Here is a 17,505-nt window from a genome sequence, read left to right as displayed (position 1 = left end):
AAACCACGTGAACGATGTCAGTGGTGAACCATAGGGTCGGCCCTGATGCCCGAAAAACCTGCAGAGTCCACGGAACGGTCCGCCGTGCGCTCACTCCTGCGACTGTGGCCCTACGTCAGACCGGTGCGGGTGCGCTGGATCAGCGCCGCCCTCGTGGCGGTTCTCGCCTCCAGTCTCGTCCTGGTGATCCCGCTGGTCCTGAAGTGGATGGTGGACGGCCCCGTCGCGGACCGTGATCCGGGCGGGGTCTGGCTGGGGGCGCTCTACCTGCTGCTGCTGGGGATCGTCGAGGCAGGGCTGTTCGGGCTCCGGCGGTGGCTCGTGGCCCGGCCGCTGGCCGGTGTGGAGGCGGCCATGCGCGCCGACCTCTACCGCCATCTGCAACGGCTTCCCGTGGCCTTCCACGATCGCTGGCCGTCGGGGCAGCTGCTCTCGCGCGGGACCACGGATCTGATGCTGATGCGGATGTTCCTCGCGTTTCCGCTGACGTTCCTGCTGGTCAACGGCACCACGATCCTGGTCGGTTTCATCATCCTGTTCGCCCAGGAGTGGTCGCTGGGGCTGGTCCTGCTGGCTCCCGCGGTCCCCCTGATGGTCCTGTGCTCGCTCTTCGAGACGAAGTACGCACTGGTGGCGCGCAGGGCCCAGGACCAGGTCGGCGATCTGACGACGGTCGTCGAGGAGAGCGTGCTGGGCATCCGCATCGTCAAGGGCTTCGGCCGTAACCGCAGTCAGGCGCTGGCCTTCCGTGCGCTCGCCCAGCGGCTGCGCACGACGGAGCTGCTCAAGGCCCGTCTGCTCGCGGGTATCTGGGCGCTCGTCACCGCCATCCCCGAGCTGGCCATCGGTGCCGCTCTGGTGCTCGGCACGATCGAGGTCGCGGACGGCACTCTGTCGGCGGGGACGCTCGTCGCGTTCCTCTCGACGGCCCTGGCCCTGCGCTGGCCGGTCGATTCGATCGGCTTCCTGCTCGCGATGAGCCAGGAGTCGGCGACGGCCGCCGACCGCTACTTCGAGGTCATGGACGCGGCGGAGGAACCGGAGCCCGAGGGTCCGGGCTCCCGGGCCGTGGACGCCGACGCGGGCATCGTCTTCGAGGGGGTCGAGTTCCGCTACCCCGACTCCGAACCGGGCTCCCCGCCCGTCCTGGCCCGGATCGACCTGCGGATCCGTCCCGGGGAGACCATGGCCCTGGTGGGGGCCACGGGTTCCGGGAAGACCACGCTGACGGCGCTCGTCCCCCGGCTCCACGAGGCCACCGGCGGCCGGATCCTGCTGGACGGCGAGGACATCGCCACCATGGAGCGGTCCCGGCTGCGCGAGCTGGTGTCGGTGGCGTTCGAGGAGCCGACCCTCTTCTCGGCGACCGTCGGGGAGAACGTGCTGATGGGCGCGGAGGGCGCGAGCGGCGAGGAGCTGCGCCGGGCGCTGTCGGTCGCCCAGGCCGACTTCGTGCACGAGCTCCCGCAGGGCGTCGACACGCAGGTCGGCGAGCAGGGCCTGAGTCTCTCCGGAGGGCAGCGCCAGCGCCTCGCACTGGCCCGCGCCGTCGTCGGTGCGCCGCGCTTCCTCGTGCTCGACGACCCCCTCTCCGCGCTGGACGTGCATACGGAGACGCTGGTGGAGGCGGCGCTGCGGCGCGTGCTGGAGGAGACGACCGCCGTGGTCGTCGCCCACCGGCCGTCCACCGTGATGCTTGCCGACCGGGTGGCCCTGCTCTCCGAGGGCCGGATCAGCGCCGTGGGGACCCATCAGGAACTCCTGCGCACCAACGCCGAGTACGCCTGGCTGATGTCCGGCGCCGGTGACGCCGGTGTTCTTGTCTCCGAGGAGGGCAGCGCCCGATGACCAGCACGACTGCAGACGGACCCGCCCTCGCCGACGAGGACCTGCCCGGGAAGGGGCCCGGCGGGGCCCGGGGCGACGGGGACCCGTTCGACGCCGATGCCCTGCCCACTCCTCCCGGCGCCACCCGGACGCTCCTCGCCTCACTGCTGGCATCGCTGCGGGCCAGGGTGGTCGTGGCCTCGCTGCTGCTGCTCGTCCAGCAGGCCGCCGTACAGGCGGGGCCGCTGCTGGTGGCGTACGCCATCGACAGCGGTGTGCCCGCGTTCCGGGACCACGACTACGGGCCGCTGGCCGCCGTGGGCATCGGGTACGCACTGTGCTCGGTCGGCGCGGGGCTGCTGCAGTACGCCTTCATCCGGGCGGCCGCGCGGATCAACCAGGATGTGCTCCTCGACCTGCGCGGCCGGATCTTCCGTCACGCGCAGGCGCTGAGCGTGGACTTCCACGAGCGCTACACCTCGGGCCGGCTGATCTCCCGCTCGACCACGGACGTGGAGTCCCTGCGGGAGCTGCTCAGCGAGGGGCTGCAGGAGCTCATCGGGGTGGTCCTGTCGTTCGTGTCGATCTCCTTGCTGCTGCTCTGGCTCGACCTCGGGATCGGCGCCATCGCGGTGGCCTCCTTCGCTCCCCTGTACCTGCTGGTGCGGAGCTACCGCCGGAGGGCCGCCGACGCCTACTCGGCCCGCTCCTCGGCGATGGCCGCGGTGATCGTGAAGTTCGCCGAGACGATGAACGGGATCCGTCCCGTGCAGGCCTTCCGCAGGGAGCGGGCCAACGACGAGGACTTCGCGGTGTTCAACCGCCGCCACGAGCGGACGAACGGCGACGCGCTGCTGGAGATGGCCCGCTACGTCGTCGGCTCGCGGCTCGTCGCCAACACGGCGGTCGCCGCGATGGTGCTGTGGGGCGCCCACCGGGTGGCGTCGGGCACGCTGGCTCTCGGTGTGCTGGCCGCGGCGGTGCTGTACCTGCGACGGCTGTACGACCCGATCGACCGGCTGGCGATGTTCCTCAACTCCTACCAGTCGGCCGCCGCTTCACTGGAGAAGATCGCGGGCCTGCTGGCGCAGACGCCCGCCGTGCCCGAGCCCTCCGTGCCGAAGGCGCTGCCCGCCGCGGCCGGTGAGCACCCAGGCCGCGAGGTCGTCTTCGACGGGGTGCGGTTCGCCTACCGCACGGGGGGCGAGGTCCTGCCGCGTTTCGACCTGACGATTCCTGCGGGCCGGACCGTGGCCGTGGTCGGTTCGACGGGCGCGGGCAAGTCGACGCTGGCCAAGCTGCTGGCACGCTTCTACGACCCGACGGAGGGCCGGGTCCTGCTGGACGGCACCGATCTGCGCGACCTGGCGACGGCCGAACTGCGACGGGGTGTGGTCATGGTGACCCAGGAGGCGTTCCTCTTCTCCGGGACGATCGCCGAGAACATCGCGATCGGGCGTCCGGAGGCGACACCCGAGGAGATCGAGCACGCGGCCAAGGCCATCGGGGCGCACGACTTCATCAGCTCCCTGCCCGACGGGTACGAGACGGATGTCCGCAAGCGGGGCGGCCGGATCTCCGCAGGCCAACGCCAACTCGTCGCGTTCGCGCGGGCCCTGCTCGCGGATCCCGCCGTACTGATCCTCGACGAGGCCACCAGCTCGCTGGACGTCCCCGGGGAGCGGGCGGTGCAGCGGGCGATGGACACCGTGCTGCACGGCCGCACCGCGGTGGTGATCGCGCACCGCCTGTCGACCGTGGAGATCGCGGACCGGGTCCTGGTGATGGAGCACGGCCGGATCGTCGAGGACGGCGCCCCGGCCGAACTCATCGGCGGCACGGGCCGCTTCGCGGGCCTGCACAAGGCGTGGCGGGAGAGCCTGGCCTGAGGCCCTTCGACGGCGGCGGGCGTCCCCTCCCCCGGTCCGGCTCCGCCTCGCCGGCCCGGGGGCACGCGGCGACGACCGCCGCCGACGACGTCTGCGACGGCACGGCCCTCCGCGGAACCCGGCCGTGCCGGGGCCGGGCACGTGGGAGGCCTCGGAGCAGGAGGCCCTGACCACCGTCCCGGTGTCGTTCGACAGCAGCGGCCCCGTCACCGGATTCGAGCCCTGCGGTACGGCAGGACGCTGGGGCTCCGGGCCCGCGTCGGCGCCCCCGGCAACGGGGGATCACCGCCTCCTGGCTGCCCCTCCGGCGTGAGACGGCCGGGCGGTCCGGGCCCGTCGCGCCACCTCGAAGGCTTGCAGCACACGGCGGGTCTCGCGCACCCGGCCCGGAACCGGCCATACCGGCGCACCGTCTCAGCCCGTGGTCCCCGTCCGCTTCCGCACGCGCGCCCCGGCCGCGACGGGTACCGACGGAAACCCCTCTCCGCCCTGCGGTGTCCGGCGGATGACGATCGCAGCAACCTCCTGCGCCACACGAATGACACACGGCGAAACGTCCGCTTAACGAACATGACCATTCCGGCAACGGACGACTTCCGGCCAATGTGTTGACGCGGTCCTGACACACCCCTGCTCCGGCTGACACTCTTCGTCCGTTCCGCGCACCGCCTGCTCTGCCCGGCCCGCTCACCCAGCGGGCCGTAAGCCCCCCTCGCAGAAGGAGTCCGCGTGAGACCCACGCCCAGCCGTCGTGCCACCGCGACCGGCGCTCTGATAGCCGCAGCAGCCCTCCTCGCCGTCGGAATGCAGGGCGGTGCCGCAACGGCCGCCCCCGAAGGCGCGTCCGCGGCTCCCGCCGCCGCGGTGAAGGGCGCCGACCCCGGCGCGCTCCCCGCGAAGCTCTCCCCCGCCCAGCGGGCCGAACTGCTCCAGGAGGCGAACGCCACCAAGGCGGCCACCGCCGAGCAGCTCGGGCTCGGCGCCACGGAGAAGCTCGTGGTCCGCGACGTCGTCAAGGACGTCGACGGCACCACCCACACCCGCTACGAGCGCACCCTCGACGGTCTCCCCGTCCTCGGCGGCGACCTGGTCGTGGCCGAGTCGAAGTCCGGGACGACCGAGGGCGTCACCAAGGCGTCCAAGGCGACCGGCGCGCAGCTGAAGGCGGTCGGCAGCACCGCGGACGTCGCGCCGGCCACCGCCGAGAAGCAGGCGCTCACGGCCGCCCGGGCCGACGGCTCCAAGAGCACCGAGGCGAGCAAGGCACCGCGCAAGGTCGTCTGGGCGGCGAACGGCACCCCGCAGCTGGCGTACGAGACCGTGGTCGGCGGCCTCCAGCACGACGGCACCCCGAACGAGCTGCACGTCATCACGGACGCCTCCTCGGGCGCCAAGCTGTACGAGTGGCAGGCCATCGAGACCGGCACCGGCAACACCCAGTACAGCGGCCAGGTCACGCTGGGCACCTCGGGCTCCGGCAGCTCGTACAACCTGACCGACGCGGCGCGCGGCAGCCACAAGACGTACAACCTGAACCGCGGCACCTCGGGCACCGGGACGCTGTTCTCCGGCACCGACGACGTCTGGGGCAACGGCAGCGCGTCGAACGCCGAGACGGCAGCGGCCGACGCGCACTACGGGGCCGCGGAGACCTGGGACTTCTACAAGAACGTCATGGGCCGCACCGGCATCAAGGGCAACGGCGTCGGCGCGTACTCCCGCGTCCACTACGGCAACAGCTACGTCAACGCCTTCTGGTCCGACAGCTGCTTCTGCATGACCTACGGCGACGGCAGCGGCAACCTCGCGCCCCTGACCTCGCTGGACGTGGCGGCCCACGAGATGACGCACGGTGTCACCTCCAACACCGCCGGTCTCAACTACAGCGGTGAGTCCGGCGGCCTCAACGAGGCCACCTCGGACATCTTCGCGGCGGGTGTGGAGTTCTACTCCAACACCGCCACGGACCCGGGCGACTACCTCGTCGGCGAGAAGATCGACATCAACGGCGACGGCACCCCGCTGCGTTACATGGACAAGCCGAGCAAGGACGGGGCGTCCAAGGACTCCTGGTACTCCGGCCTCGGCTCGGTCGACGTCCACTACTCCTCGGGCCCGGCCAACCACTTCTTCTACCTGCTCTCCGAGGGCAGCGGAGCCAAGACCGTCAACGGGGTGTCGTACAACTCCCCGACCTCCGACGGCCTCCCGGTGACCGGCATCGGCCGGGACAAGGCGCTGCAGATCTGGTTCAAGGCGCTCACCACGAAGTTCACCACCACCACGAACTACGCCGCGGCCCGCACCGGCACCCTCGCCGTGGCGAGTGAGCTGTACGGCGCCACGAGCGCCGAGTACGCCGGCGTGGCCAACGCCTGGGCCGCCATCGCCGTCGGCTCCCGCCCCGGCGGCACCGACCCGGGCGGCAAGGTCTTCCAGAACACGACCGTCAAGGCGATCGCCGACCTGAGCACCACCAACTTCCCGGTCGTCGTCAGCGGCGTCACCGGCAACGCGCCCAGCGCGCTCTCCGTGGCGGTCAACATCACCCACACCTACCGCGGTGACCTCGTCCTCGACCTGGTCGCCCCGGACGGGACGGCGTACCGCCTGAAGAACTCCTCGTCCAGCGACTCCGCGGACAACGTGGTGGCGACCTACACGGTCAACGCGTCGTCCGAGGTGGCCAACGGCACCTGGAACCTCAAGGTCCAGGACGCCTACTCGGGCGACACCGGCACCTTCAACAGCGTCAAGCTCACCTTCTGAGCACCGCCCGGGGACGCTGAACAGGCGTCCCCGCGGCAAGGATCCGAAGCAGGACGGCCCCGGGGAGCACGCTCCCCGGGGCCGTCCGCGTGTCAGTGAGCGGAGTCGGGACCCCGTCCGGGGATGTTCTGCTCCGCCCAGACGATCTTCCCGGTCGCCGTGCGGCACGAACCCCACCTGCGGCACAGCAGGTTGATGAGCTGGAGTCCCCGGCCGCCCTCGTCGCTGACGTCGGCGTGCTGGATCTGCGGCAGGTCCGGCCCGGTGTCCGCGAGCTCGACCTGGAGGCGCTCGTCGCACAGCAGCCGGAGCCGGCCGGGGCCGCCGCCGTAGCGCAGGGCGTTGCCCACCAGTTCGCTGACGACCAGTTCCGTCACGTCCGCGAGTTCGGCGAGGTCCCACCGCGAGAGCTGCTCGGTGACCAGCTTGCGGGCGGTGGAGGCGGGGTTGCCCTCCGTGGGCAGGTCCCACTCCCGCAGCCGCACCCCGGGCGGGAGCTCGTGGCCCCCGGCGACCAGCAGCACCGCCTCGTCGAACCGGCCGTCGTCCTGCCGCGGCGAGGTGAGCGGGCCTCCGGCGTCGAGCCGCTCCGGCGCCATCGCGGCCACCGACGTGCGCAGTCCCTCCAGCTGGACGTCCACGTCGTCGGTGCGTGTCTTGATCAGGCCGTCGGTGTAGAACACCAGCCGGCCGCCCACCGGGCCGCGCACCCGCAGGGGGTCGTACGGGATGACCCCGGCGCCCAGGGGCGCCCCGACCGGCACGTCCAGGTAACGGGCGGTCCCGCCCGCGTCCACCAGCAGGGGCGGCGGGTGACCGGCGCTCGCGAGCGTGTAGCTGGAGTCCGCGGGGTCGTAGACGGCACAGAGGCAGGTGGCGACCTGGTCGTCCTCCAGATCGCGGGTGGCCAGGTCGAGCCGGGCCAGCAGACGGTCGGGGGCGATGTCCAGCATCATGAGCGTACGGGCGACGGTCCGGAGCCGTCCCATGGTGGCGGCGGCCGGCAGGCCGTGGCCCGTGACGTCGCCGACGACCAGAGCCGTTCGCCCGCTGGGGAGCGCCACCACGTCGTACCAGTCGCCGCCCACCCCGTGCGCGTCGACGGCGGGCGCGTAGTGGGCGTGCACCCGCAGGCCCGGCGTGTGGGGCGTGGCACGCGGGAGGAGGGAGCGCTGGAGCGAGACGACGTGCTCGCGCTCGCGCCCGTAGAGCCGGGCGTTGTCTATGAACACAGCTGCCATGGAGGCGAGTTGGCTCGCCAGCTCCAGATCGGCGCGGTTGAAGGGCGGGCGGTCGCCGGCGCGTACGAAGTCGGCGGAGCCCAGCAGGACACCGCGGGCGATCAGCGGCACGGCCAGGTAGCTGTGGACGCCCTGACGCCGCATCGCCGCCTCCGCGCTGTCCGTCGGCGCGACGAGGGCGTAGTCCTGCGGTGTCATCCGGCTGACCAGCACGGGCCTGCCGTTGCGCAGGCACTCGGCGGTCAGCAGCGTCTCGCGGCGCTCCCGCCGGTCCACCACCTCGCCCACCGGCGCGGGTTCGAGCTCCCCCAGCGCGTCGATGGCGCGGACGGCCATGGCGCGGGTGACCGGCACCGCGGCTCCGGTGACGCGCTCGCCCTCCTCGCCGCGCAGCACCGACTCCAGCAGGTCGACCGCGGCGGCGTCGGCCAGTCTGGGGACGCTGAACGCGGCCAGCTCCTCGGCCGTGCGCTCCAGGTCGAGGGTCGTACCGATCCGGGTACCCGCCGCGTTGAGCCAGCGCATCCGGGCCGCGGTGGTGAAACGGTCGCCCGGTGGTGACACGGCGGGGTCCGGGCGCCGGACGTGCAGCTCCCGGGACGTCCCCCTCTGCGCGGCCAGCCGACGGGTCAGGCGTCTCGCTCGGCCTCCGCCGCCGTTCACCGTGCTGACCTCCACTCGCGTCCGGTGGGACGCCTCGCTGTCACGTCGGTGGCCGCAGGGCCACACGGCAGGGGTGTCATGGTAGCGAGATCACGGCGAATCCACCCCTGCCGGTTCTCCGGTGGCCGCGCGGGCACGAGGGCGGGCCCGGCGCAGAGGCACGCCGGGCCCACCGTGAGCGGGAGGTGTCAGCGCAGCAGCACCCCGCCGCCGTCGCCCGTGGACTCGTTGGGCACCGCCACGAGGCCCAGTTCCGCGCCCGAGGCGAGCAGCGGATGCGAGGGCAGGACACGCACGGTGTAGCCGTACGGGCCGGTGCGGTCGAGGGCGAGGGGGCCCTCGTACAGCCAGCGGCCCTCCAGGTCGTGGCCGCCCGCCGGCTTGAGCGGGAACGTCTGCGCGTCCGCGATCGCGTCCCCGGAGTCGACCCGTCCGGCGACGACCTGCACCTCCACGTCCTCCGGTTCGAGGCCGCCCAGGGCGATCCGGACCCGGAGCGCCAGGGTGGCCCCCAGCTCGGCGGAACCGCCGACGACCGTGTCGGCGGAGGCTTCCACGTGGTCGACCGCCACCTGCGGCCAGGCCGCGCGGATCCTGGTCTTCCAGGAGGCGAGCGCGCGGGCCGCGGCGGGCTCCAGCGCCCGGCGGGACAGCGCGGCGGGTGCGTAGAGCCGTTCCACGTACTCCCGCACCATGCGCCCCGCGAGGACCTTGGGCCCCAGGGTGACCAGGGTGCGGCGGACCATCTCGATCCACCGCTCGGGCAGGTCCTCGGCGTTGCGGTCGTAGAAGCGCGGGGCGACCCGGTCCTCCAGCAGCGCGTAGAGGGCGTTGGCCTCCAGTTCGTCGCGGCGCTCGTCGTCGACGGCGGAGCCGTCGGCGGTCGGGATCGCCCAGCCGAAGTCGGCCTCGAACCACTCGTCCCACCAGCCGTCGCGCACGGAGAGGTTGAGGCAGCCGTTGAGCGCGGCCTTCATCCCGCTGGTGCCGCAGGCCTCCAGGGGGCGCAGCGGGTTGTTGAGCCAGACGTCGCAGCCCGGGTAGAGCTTCTGGGCCATCCCCATGCCGTAGTCCGGAAGGAAGACGATGCGGTGGCGCACCCGCGGGTCGTCCGCGAACCTCACCAGCTCCTGGATCAGCCGTTTGCCGCCGTCGTCGGCGGGGTGGGCCTTGCCGGCGACGACGATCTGGATCGGGTGCGTCGGATGGAGCAGCAGCTCCCGCAGCCGGTCGCGGTCGTGCAGCATGAGCGTCAGCCGCTTGTACGAGGGCACCCGGCGGGCGAAGCCGATGGTCAGCACGTCCGGGTCGAGGACGTCGTCGATCCAGCCCAGTTCGGCGGTGCCCGCGCCGCGCCTGCGCCAGGAGGCGTACAGCCGCTTGCGCACCTCGGTGACGAGCTGCTCCCGCAGACCGCGGCGCAGCTCCCAGATCTCCCGGTCCGGGACGCGGGCCACGGCGTCCCAGCGTCTGGGGGTGCCCGCCGTCCCGCCGTCGGCTCCGGTCTCCGAGCCGACGTCGGCTCCGGCGAGGGCGTTCTCCGCGCGTTCGGAGCCGAAGGTGCCGGCTCCGAGCCGGAGAACCTCGGGCGCGACCCAGGTCGGGGCGTGCACCCCGTTGGTCACGGAGGTGATCGGCACCTCCGAGGGGTCGAATCCCGGCCACAGCCCGGAGAACATCTCCCGGCTGACGGCTCCGTGCAGGGTCGAGACCCCGTTGGCCCGCTGGGCGAGCCGCAGGCCCATCACCGCCATGTTGAAGAGACCGGGCTCGCCGCCCTCGTAGGTCTCCATCCCGAGGCGCAGGACCTTCTCCACGGCCACACCCGGGAGCTCACCGTCGTCGCCGAAGTGACGGGCCACCAGCTGGCGGTCGAAACGGTCTATCCCGGCCGGGACCGGGGTGTGGGTGGTGAAGACCGCGCCGGCCCGCACGACCTCCAGGGCCGCGTCGAAGTCCAGGCCCGTCTCGGAGAGTTCCCGGATGCGCTCCAGGCCGAGGAATCCGGCGTGCCCCTCGTTGGTGTGGAAGACCTCGGGGGCCGCGTGCCCGGTGAGCCGGCAGTAGGTGCGCACGGCGCGCACCCCGCCGATGCCGAGCAGCATCTCCTGGAGCAGCCGGTGGTCGCTGCCCCCGCCGTAGAGCCGGTCGGTGACGTCGCGCTCCCCCGGTGCGTTCTCCTCGACGTCGGAGTCGAGGAGCAGCAGGGGGACACGCCCGACCTGGGCCTGCCAGACCGAGGCGTACAGCGAGCGGCCGCCGGGCAGGGCGAGCACCACCCGGCTGGGGGTGCCGTCGGCCTCCCTCAGGAGGGTGAGCGGGAGCTCGTTGGGGTCCAGGACGGGATAGTGCTCCTGCTGCCAGCCGTCCCGGGAGAGGCTCTGGCGGAAGTAGCCGTGCCGGTAGAGCAGACCGACCCCGATGAGGGGCACACCCAGGTCGCTGGCGGCCTTCAGGTGGTCACCGGCCAGGATGCCGAGCCCGCCCGAATACTGGGGCAGGGCGGCGGTGACCCCGAATTCGGGGGAGAAGTAGGCGATGGCCGCGGGGAGCTCCGCGCCCTGGGAGAGCTGGTCCTGATACCACCTCGGGCCGCCGAGGTACTCCCGGAGGTCCTCGGACACCTCGGTGAGCCGGCGCATGAAGTGCTGGTCCCCGGCCAGCTCGCCGAGGCGCGCGGCGGAGACGGCGCCGAGCAGACGCACGGGGTCGGCGTCCGCGGGCCGCCAGCCCTCCGGGTCGGCCGCCTGGAAGAGCTGTTGGGTCTCGTTGTGCCAGGACCAGCGCAGGTTGCGGGCGAGGTCGCTGAGCGGTCGCAGGGGTTCGGGGAGGACGGGACGCACGGTGAATCGACGAATGGCCTTCACGTATCCCACCTTTACAGGGGACGTACGGATCCGAGGGGACGCACGACGGTGGGCGCCCTCTCCGTCACCCTCGACGGTAGCGGTGTGCCTCCGTACGCGGCCACGGCGCGCGACGGGCTCAGTGGGTCCACCGCCGCGCGGCGGACCCGCTCCCGTCCCCGGTGCAGCACCCTGCGCGCCCTCCCTCTGCCACCTCCTGGAACACCTCCGCCACGGACACCTCAGAAGTACCTGCGCCCCCACACGTTCCATCGGCCAGATGCGCCAGTTACGTACCCCTGTGTCACGGGCGATATGGCTGATTTCCCCTCCGTACGCGCACTTGTGGCACCCCGCACCACAGGGAAGGCTGCGGAGGTGCCCGCGTGACGGCCGGGGGACCGGCGCGCGGCCCACAGCGCGTGCGCCAGTTGCACCCAGGAGTTAACACGCCGCCGGGTTGGCCGCCCGAAAACGGTGGGAAGGCTTCCCCGGTAACACCCCCGCGCTGCACACCGCAGGTGCCCCGGTCCGGGCCCGGACCCCCCGCGCGCCTGCCATTCGAGTGCCATTCGAGTGAACGCGGACAGGAGCGGCCATGCCCACAGCCCGCCAGCCGACGACCGAGCAGCTACAAAGGACGCAACCCCACCATCGCGGCGCGCGCGGTCAGCCCTTCACGCCCACGTCGCGCGCCGTGCATGCCGAGCTCCGACCCCCAGGTGATTCCATGATCGGTCGCATTCCCGTCCTGGACGTCCGTCCGCTCGTCGACTGCGGCAGACGGCCCGCCAAAGCCGTCGCGGGCGAGACCTTCGAGGTCAGCGCCACCGTGTTCCGCGAGGGGCACGACGCCGTGGCCGCCAACGTCGTCCTGTGCGACGCGAACGGACGGCCCGGACCCTGGACGCCGATGCGCGAGCTCGCTCCGGGGACGGACCGGTGGGGCGCCGACGTCACCCCGGAGTCGGAAGGGCGCTGGACGTACACGGTCGAGGCGTGGAGCGATCCGGTCACCACCTGGCGCACCCACGCGCAGATCAAGATCCCGGCGGGCATCGACACGGCGCTGGTACTGGAGGAGGGCGCCGCCCTCCACGCCCGCGCCGCAGAGGGCGTACCCAAGCAGGACGGGCGCGAGGCCGTGCTGGCCGCCGTCGACGCGCTGCGTGACACGAGCCGCCCGGCCGCCTCACGTCTGGCGGCCGCGCTGGCCGCCGAGGTGGACGAGGCGCTCGGTCGCCACCCCCTGCGCGAGCTGGTCACCGCGTCCCGGCCGCTTCCGCTGAACGTCGAGCGCCGGCGCGCCCTGTACGGCTCCTGGTACGAGCTGTTCCCGCGCTCCGAGGGCGCGCGCATGGAGGAGCCGGCACCCGCGAAGCCCGCCCGGAAGCCCCGGGCGGCGAAGACCGCGAAGACCGCCGCCGCCACCGCCGCCGCCCGGAAGAAGGCTCCGGCGGTCTCCGCGGAGCTCCCCCCGCCCGCCCCGCGGATGATCAGCGGCACCTTCCGGACGGCCGCCGAACGGCTGCCCGCCGTGGCCGCGATGGGGTTCGACGTCGTCTACCTCCCGCCGGTCCACCCCATCGGCACCACTCATCGCAAGGGCCCGAACAACAGCCTCTCCCCCGGCGCCGACGACCCCGGCGTGCCCTGGGCGATCGGTTCGGCCGAGGGCGGGCACGACGCCGTGCACCCGGACCTGGGCACGATCGAGGACTTCGACCACTTCGTCGCCACGGCCCGCACCCTGCGGATGGAGATCGCGCTCGACTTCGCCCTCCAGTGCTCCCCGGACCACCCCTGGGTGACCGAGCACCCCGAGTGGTTCCACCACCGCTCCGACGGGTCCGTCGCCTACGCCGAGAACCCGCCCAAGAAGTACCAGGACATCTATCCGATCGCGTTCGACACGGACCTGCGCGGGATCGTCACGGAGACCGTGCGCATCCTGCGGTTCTGGATGGAGCACGGCGTGCGGATCTTCCGCGTCGACAACCCGCACACCAAGCCGGTGGTCTTCTGGGAGAAGGTGATCGCCGACATCAACGGGACCGACCCGGACGTGATCTTCCTGGCGGAGGCCTTCACCCGCCCGGCGATGATGCGCACGCTGGCCTCGGTCGGCTTCCAGCAGTCCTACACGTACTTCACCTGGCGTAACACGAAGCAGGAACTGACCGAGTACGTGACCGAGCTTTCGGGCGAGAGTTCCTCGTACATGCGGCCCAACTTCTTCGTGAACACGCCCGACATCCTTCCCGGTTACCTCCAGGAGGGCGGCCGTGCCGCCTTCGAGGCCCGGGCCGTCCTGGCCGCGACACTGTCCCCCTCCTGGGGTGTGTACGCGGGATTCGAGCTGTACGAGAACACCCCGGTGCATCCCGGGAGCGAGGAGTACCAGGACTCCGAGAAGTACCAACTCAGGCCCAGGGACTGGGAGTCGGCGGAACGTGAGGGCCGCTCGCTCGCTCCCCTGATCACCTCGCTCAACCGGATCAGGCGTCGCCATCCGGCACTCCAGCAACTGCGCGACGTCCACTTCCACTCCGTCGACAACGAGGCACTGATCGCCTACAGCAAGCGGTCGGGCCAGGACGTCGTCCTTGTGGTCGTCAACCTCGACCCTCACCACACCCAGGAGGCCACGGTCTCGTTGGACATGCCGCGGCTCGGCCTCGACCGGCACGAGCGCGTGCCGGTGCGCGACGAGCTCACCGGCGACACCTACCACTGGGGCAGGACCTTCTATGTGCGCCTCGAGCCGGGCGTCACGCCCGCGCACATCGCGGTCCTGCGACCGTCCCCGCCGACCGGAGGGTCACCCACACCATGATCGTCAACGAGCCTGTCCACGACCTGTTCGAGGACACTCCCGCCAAGGACCGCGATCCCGACTGGTTCAAGCGCGCCGTCTTCTACGAGGTACTCGTCCGGTCCTTCCAGGACTCCAACGGGGACGGCGTCGGTGACCTCAAAGGACTCACCGCCAAGCTGGACTACCTGCAGTGGCTCGGCGTCGACTGCCTCTGGCTGCCGCCGTTCTTCAAGTCACCACTGCGCGACGGTGGTTACGACGTATCCGACTACACCGCCGTGCTGCCCGAATTCGGCGACCTCGCCGACTTCGTGGAGTTCGTCGACGCCGCGCACCAGCGCGGCATGCGCGTGATCATCGACTTCGTCATGAACCACACGAGCGACCAGCACGACTGGTTCCAGCAGTCGCGCACCGATCCGGACGGGCCCTACGGCGACTACTACGTCTGGGCCGACGACGACAAGCAGTTCCCGGACGCGCGGATCATCTTCGTCGACACGGAGACGTCCAACTGGACCTTCGACCCGGTCCGCAAGCAGTACTACTGGCACCGGTTCTTCTCGCACCAGCCCGATCTCAACTACGAGAACCCGGCGGTGCAGGAGGAGATCATCTCGGCCCTGCGCTTCTGGCTGGACCTCGGCATCGACGGCTTCCGGGTCGACGCCGTGCCCTACCTCTACCAGCGCGAGGGCACCAACTGCGAGAACCTCCCCGAGACCCACGACTTCCTCAAGCGGGTCCGCAAGGAGATCGACGCCAACTACCCGGACACGGTCCTGCTGGCCGAGGCCAACCAGTGGCCCGAGGACGTCGTCGACTACTTCGGCGACTACACGGCCGGCGGCGACGAGTGCCACATGGCGTTCCACTTCCCCGTCATGCCCCGCATCTTCATGGCCGTACGGCGCGAGAGCCGGTACCCGGTCTCGGAGATCCTGGCGAAGACCCCGGAGATCCCGTCGAGCTGCCAGTGGGGCATCTTCCTGCGCAACCACGACGAGCTGACGCTCGAGATGGTCACGGACGAAGAGCGCGACTACATGTACGCGGAGTACGCCAAGGATCCGCGGATGCGGGCCAACATCGGCATCCGCCGGCGCCTCGCGCCGCTCCTGGACAACGACCGCAACCAGATCGAGCTGTTCACGGCGCTGCTGCTCTCCCTGCCCGGCTCCCCGATCCTCTACTACGGGGACGAGATCGGGATGGGCGACAACATCTGGCTGGGCGACCGCGACGCCGTGCGCACCCCGATGCAGTGGACCCCCGACCGCAACGCCGGTTTCTCCTCCAGCGATCCGGGGCGGCTCTACCTCCCCACGATCATGGACCCGGTCTACGGCTACCAGGTCACCAACGTCGAGGCGTCGATGGCGTCGCCGTCCTCGCTGCTCCACTGGACGCGCCGGATGATCGAGATCCGCAAGCAGAATCCGGCGTTCGGCCTCGGCTCGTACAGCGAGCTGCCGTCGTCGAACCCGGCGGTCCTCGCGTTCACCCGTGAGTACAAGGACGATCTCGTGATGTGCGTCCACAACTTCTCGCGGTTCGCACAGCCCACCGAGCTCGATCTGCGGGCCTTCGACGGACGTCATCCGGTGGAGCTGATCGGCGGGGTGCGCTTCCCCGCCGTCGGTCAGTGGCCCTACCTGCTGACCCTGGCGGGGCACGGTTTCTACTGGTTCCGGATGCGGAAGGACGCCCCGGTCGGCTGACCTCCGGTGAAGGCCGGCTGACGGCGCCTCACCGCCGAGGCGCCGCCCGCGGGGCGGTTTCCACCGCCCCGCACGGGGCACTCTCCCCCATATCGAGCGCTACCGGGCTCCATCGGGCTCTCCGTGGCCCAATGATCGAGTCCGTACGGACTTTCCTCACCCGACACGTCCCGCACAGCCGGACAGCCATTGCCGCAATCCGGGACACTCTTCGCATCCTGTGGTGTGCCCGGGGAAAGGACGCGATGCCATGTCGGAGGCTGCATCCACTCGAGTCGCCCTGGCGAAGAGCACAACATCGAGAAAGACGACAAGAAGACATTCGACGAGCGCCACGGGCACGACCGCCCTTCTGCCGTCGCTCGCCCCGCTGCTCCACGAGTGGGTGCCCCGGCAGCGATGGTTCGCGGGCAAGGGCCGGCCCGTCACCGGGTTCTCCCTCGTCGCCGCCACCGAGATACTGCCACTGGACACCGCCGGCGCGGGCCCCGGGCTGCTGCACCTGCTCGTCCGGGTCCACCAGCCGGACGGACGCCCCGTTCCGGACCGGGGGGACTGCTACCAGCTCCTGCTCGGCGTACGCACCACTCTGCCGCCTCGTCTGGCCGACGCACGCATCGGCCAGGTCGCCGAAGGCCCGCTGGCCGGCCGCACCCTGTACGAGGGGCTGCACGACCCGCGCGTCGCCGACCTCCTGCTGGAACGATTCCGTAACCCCGGATCCCTCGGCCCGCTCCGCTTCGACCGGGCGGAACCGATCCCGCCGGGCCTCACCCCCCGCGTCCTGGACACCGAGCAGTCCAACTCCTCGCTCGTGTACGGGGACGCCTTCATCCTGAAGATCTTCCGCCGGGTCTTCCCCGGCACCAACCCCGATCTCGAACTGCCCCTCGCGCTCGGCCGCGAGGGCTGCGGCCGGGTACCGGCCCCGGTGGCCTGGTTCGAGGCGACGACGGGCCCGGAACCCCTCACGCTCGGCGTGCTGCAGCCCTTCCTGCGCGGTGCGCGGGACGGATGGCAGCTCGCGCTCGCCGCCCTGGCCGCCGGGCGGGACTTCGTCCCCGAGGCGCACGCGCTCGGCCAGGCCACCGCCGAGGTGCACACGGCCCTGGCCGCCGCACTGCCGACCCCTGACCTGGCCCGTGACCGGACCGAGGACCTGGTGGCCGGCATGGTGGAACGCCTGGAGGCCGCCGCCCAGGCGGTCCCGGCGCTCGTTCCCTACGTGCCGGGACTGCGCACCGCCTTCGACGCCGTCGCGGCGCTGGGGGACACCGGGCGCGGCTGGCCGGCGCAGCGGGTCCACGGGGATCTGCACCTCGGGCAGACCCTGCGGGACGACGACGGCTTCTGGTCGCTGATCGACTTCGAGGGCGAACCGGCCCGACCGCTGCCCGAACGCCGCAGCCCGCAGCCGACGGTGCGCGACGTCGCGGGGATGCTCCGGTCCTTCGACTACGCGGCACGCTCGCACCACCCGTGGAACCCGGAATGGGCGGCCCGCTGCCGTGCCGCGTACTGCGAGGGCTACGCGAGCGCGGCGGGCTCCGACCCGCGCGGCGAGCCGGAGCTGCTGCGCGCCCACGAGACCGACAAGGCGGTATACGAGGTGCTGTACGAGGCCCGTCACCGCCCCGACTGGCTGCCGGTCCCGATGGCCGCCATCCAGCGCCTGGCCGGCACGACCGTGTGACCTCCCCTCCCACCACTCACCTTTCGAGCCTTCCGAGG

The 17,505-nt window shown here is 71.7% G+C and carries 8 protein-coding genes; 6 read left to right on the top strand and 2 right to left on the bottom strand.

Annotated features, from left to right (window positions below; translation table 11 throughout):
- The first annotated feature begins 45 nt into the window (after positions 1 to 45).
- From ACFUNE_RS07645 to ACFUNE_RS07635, 3 genes are all read left to right on the top strand, one after another.
- Positions 46 to 1,848: an ABC transporter ATP-binding protein gene (locus ACFUNE_RS07645; RefSeq protein ID WP_383563660.1), complete on the top strand. Its 1,803-nt coding sequence runs from the start codon at positions 46 to 48 to the stop codon at positions 1,846 to 1,848.
- Positions 1,845 to 3,716, top strand: coding sequence for an ABC transporter ATP-binding protein (locus ACFUNE_RS07640; RefSeq protein ID WP_383563658.1), 1,872 nt, complete (start codon positions 1,845 to 1,847; stop codon positions 3,714 to 3,716). The genes ACFUNE_RS07645 and ACFUNE_RS07640 overlap by 4 nt, the downstream gene beginning before the upstream one ends.
- 729 nt (positions 3,717 to 4,445) lie before the next feature.
- On the top strand, positions 4,446 to 6,485 hold the full coding sequence (locus ACFUNE_RS07635) for a M4 family metallopeptidase (protein ID WP_383563654.1): 2,040 nt from the start codon (positions 4,446 to 4,448) through the stop codon (positions 6,483 to 6,485).
- Positions 6,486 to 6,577: 92 nt separating this feature from the next.
- Here ACFUNE_RS07635 and ACFUNE_RS07630 read toward each other — a convergent pair whose 3' ends face one another.
- Entirely contained in the window at positions 6,578 to 8,389 is a 1,812-nt protein-coding gene (locus ACFUNE_RS07630; RefSeq protein ID WP_383563651.1) for a SpoIIE family protein phosphatase, read from the bottom strand.
- Between the two features lie 188 nt (positions 8,390 to 8,577).
- A complete protein-coding gene (gene glgP, locus ACFUNE_RS07625) occupies positions 8,578 to 11,256 on the bottom strand; it encodes an alpha-glucan family phosphorylase (protein ID WP_383563648.1) in 2,679 nt (892 codons plus the stop codon).
- Positions 11,257 to 11,965: 709 nt separating this feature from the next.
- On the opposite strand from glgP, the gene ACFUNE_RS07620 reads away from it, so the two are divergent.
- The 3 genes from ACFUNE_RS07620 (at position 11,966) to ACFUNE_RS07610 (ending at position 17,467) form a co-directional block, all read left to right on the top strand.
- The gene (locus ACFUNE_RS07620) at positions 11,966 to 14,071 is read left to right on the top strand and encodes an alpha-1,4-glucan--maltose-1-phosphate maltosyltransferase (protein WP_383563644.1); all 2,106 of its coding nucleotides are present in this window, start codon (positions 11,966 to 11,968) and stop codon (positions 14,069 to 14,071) included.
- The gene (gene treS / locus ACFUNE_RS07615; protein ID WP_383563641.1) at positions 14,068 to 15,774 is read left to right on the top strand and encodes a maltose alpha-D-glucosyltransferase; all 1,707 of its coding nucleotides are present in this window, start codon (positions 14,068 to 14,070) and stop codon (positions 15,772 to 15,774) included. Before ACFUNE_RS07620 ends, treS begins: the two co-directional genes overlap by 4 nt.
- Before the next feature lie 250 nt (positions 15,775 to 16,024).
- Entirely contained in the window at positions 16,025 to 17,467 is a 1,443-nt protein-coding gene (locus ACFUNE_RS07610) for a maltokinase (RefSeq protein ID WP_383563638.1), read from the top strand.
- Positions 17,468 to 17,505 lie beyond the last annotated feature (38 nt).

The sequence above is a fragment of the Streptomyces sp. NPDC057287 genome (genome assembly GCF_042667905.1).
Lineage (GTDB): Bacteria > Actinomycetota > Actinomycetes > Streptomycetales > Streptomycetaceae > Streptomyces.
The sequence above is the reverse complement of the archived record's forward strand: the minus strand, read 5'-3'. Positions and strand labels throughout refer to the sequence as shown.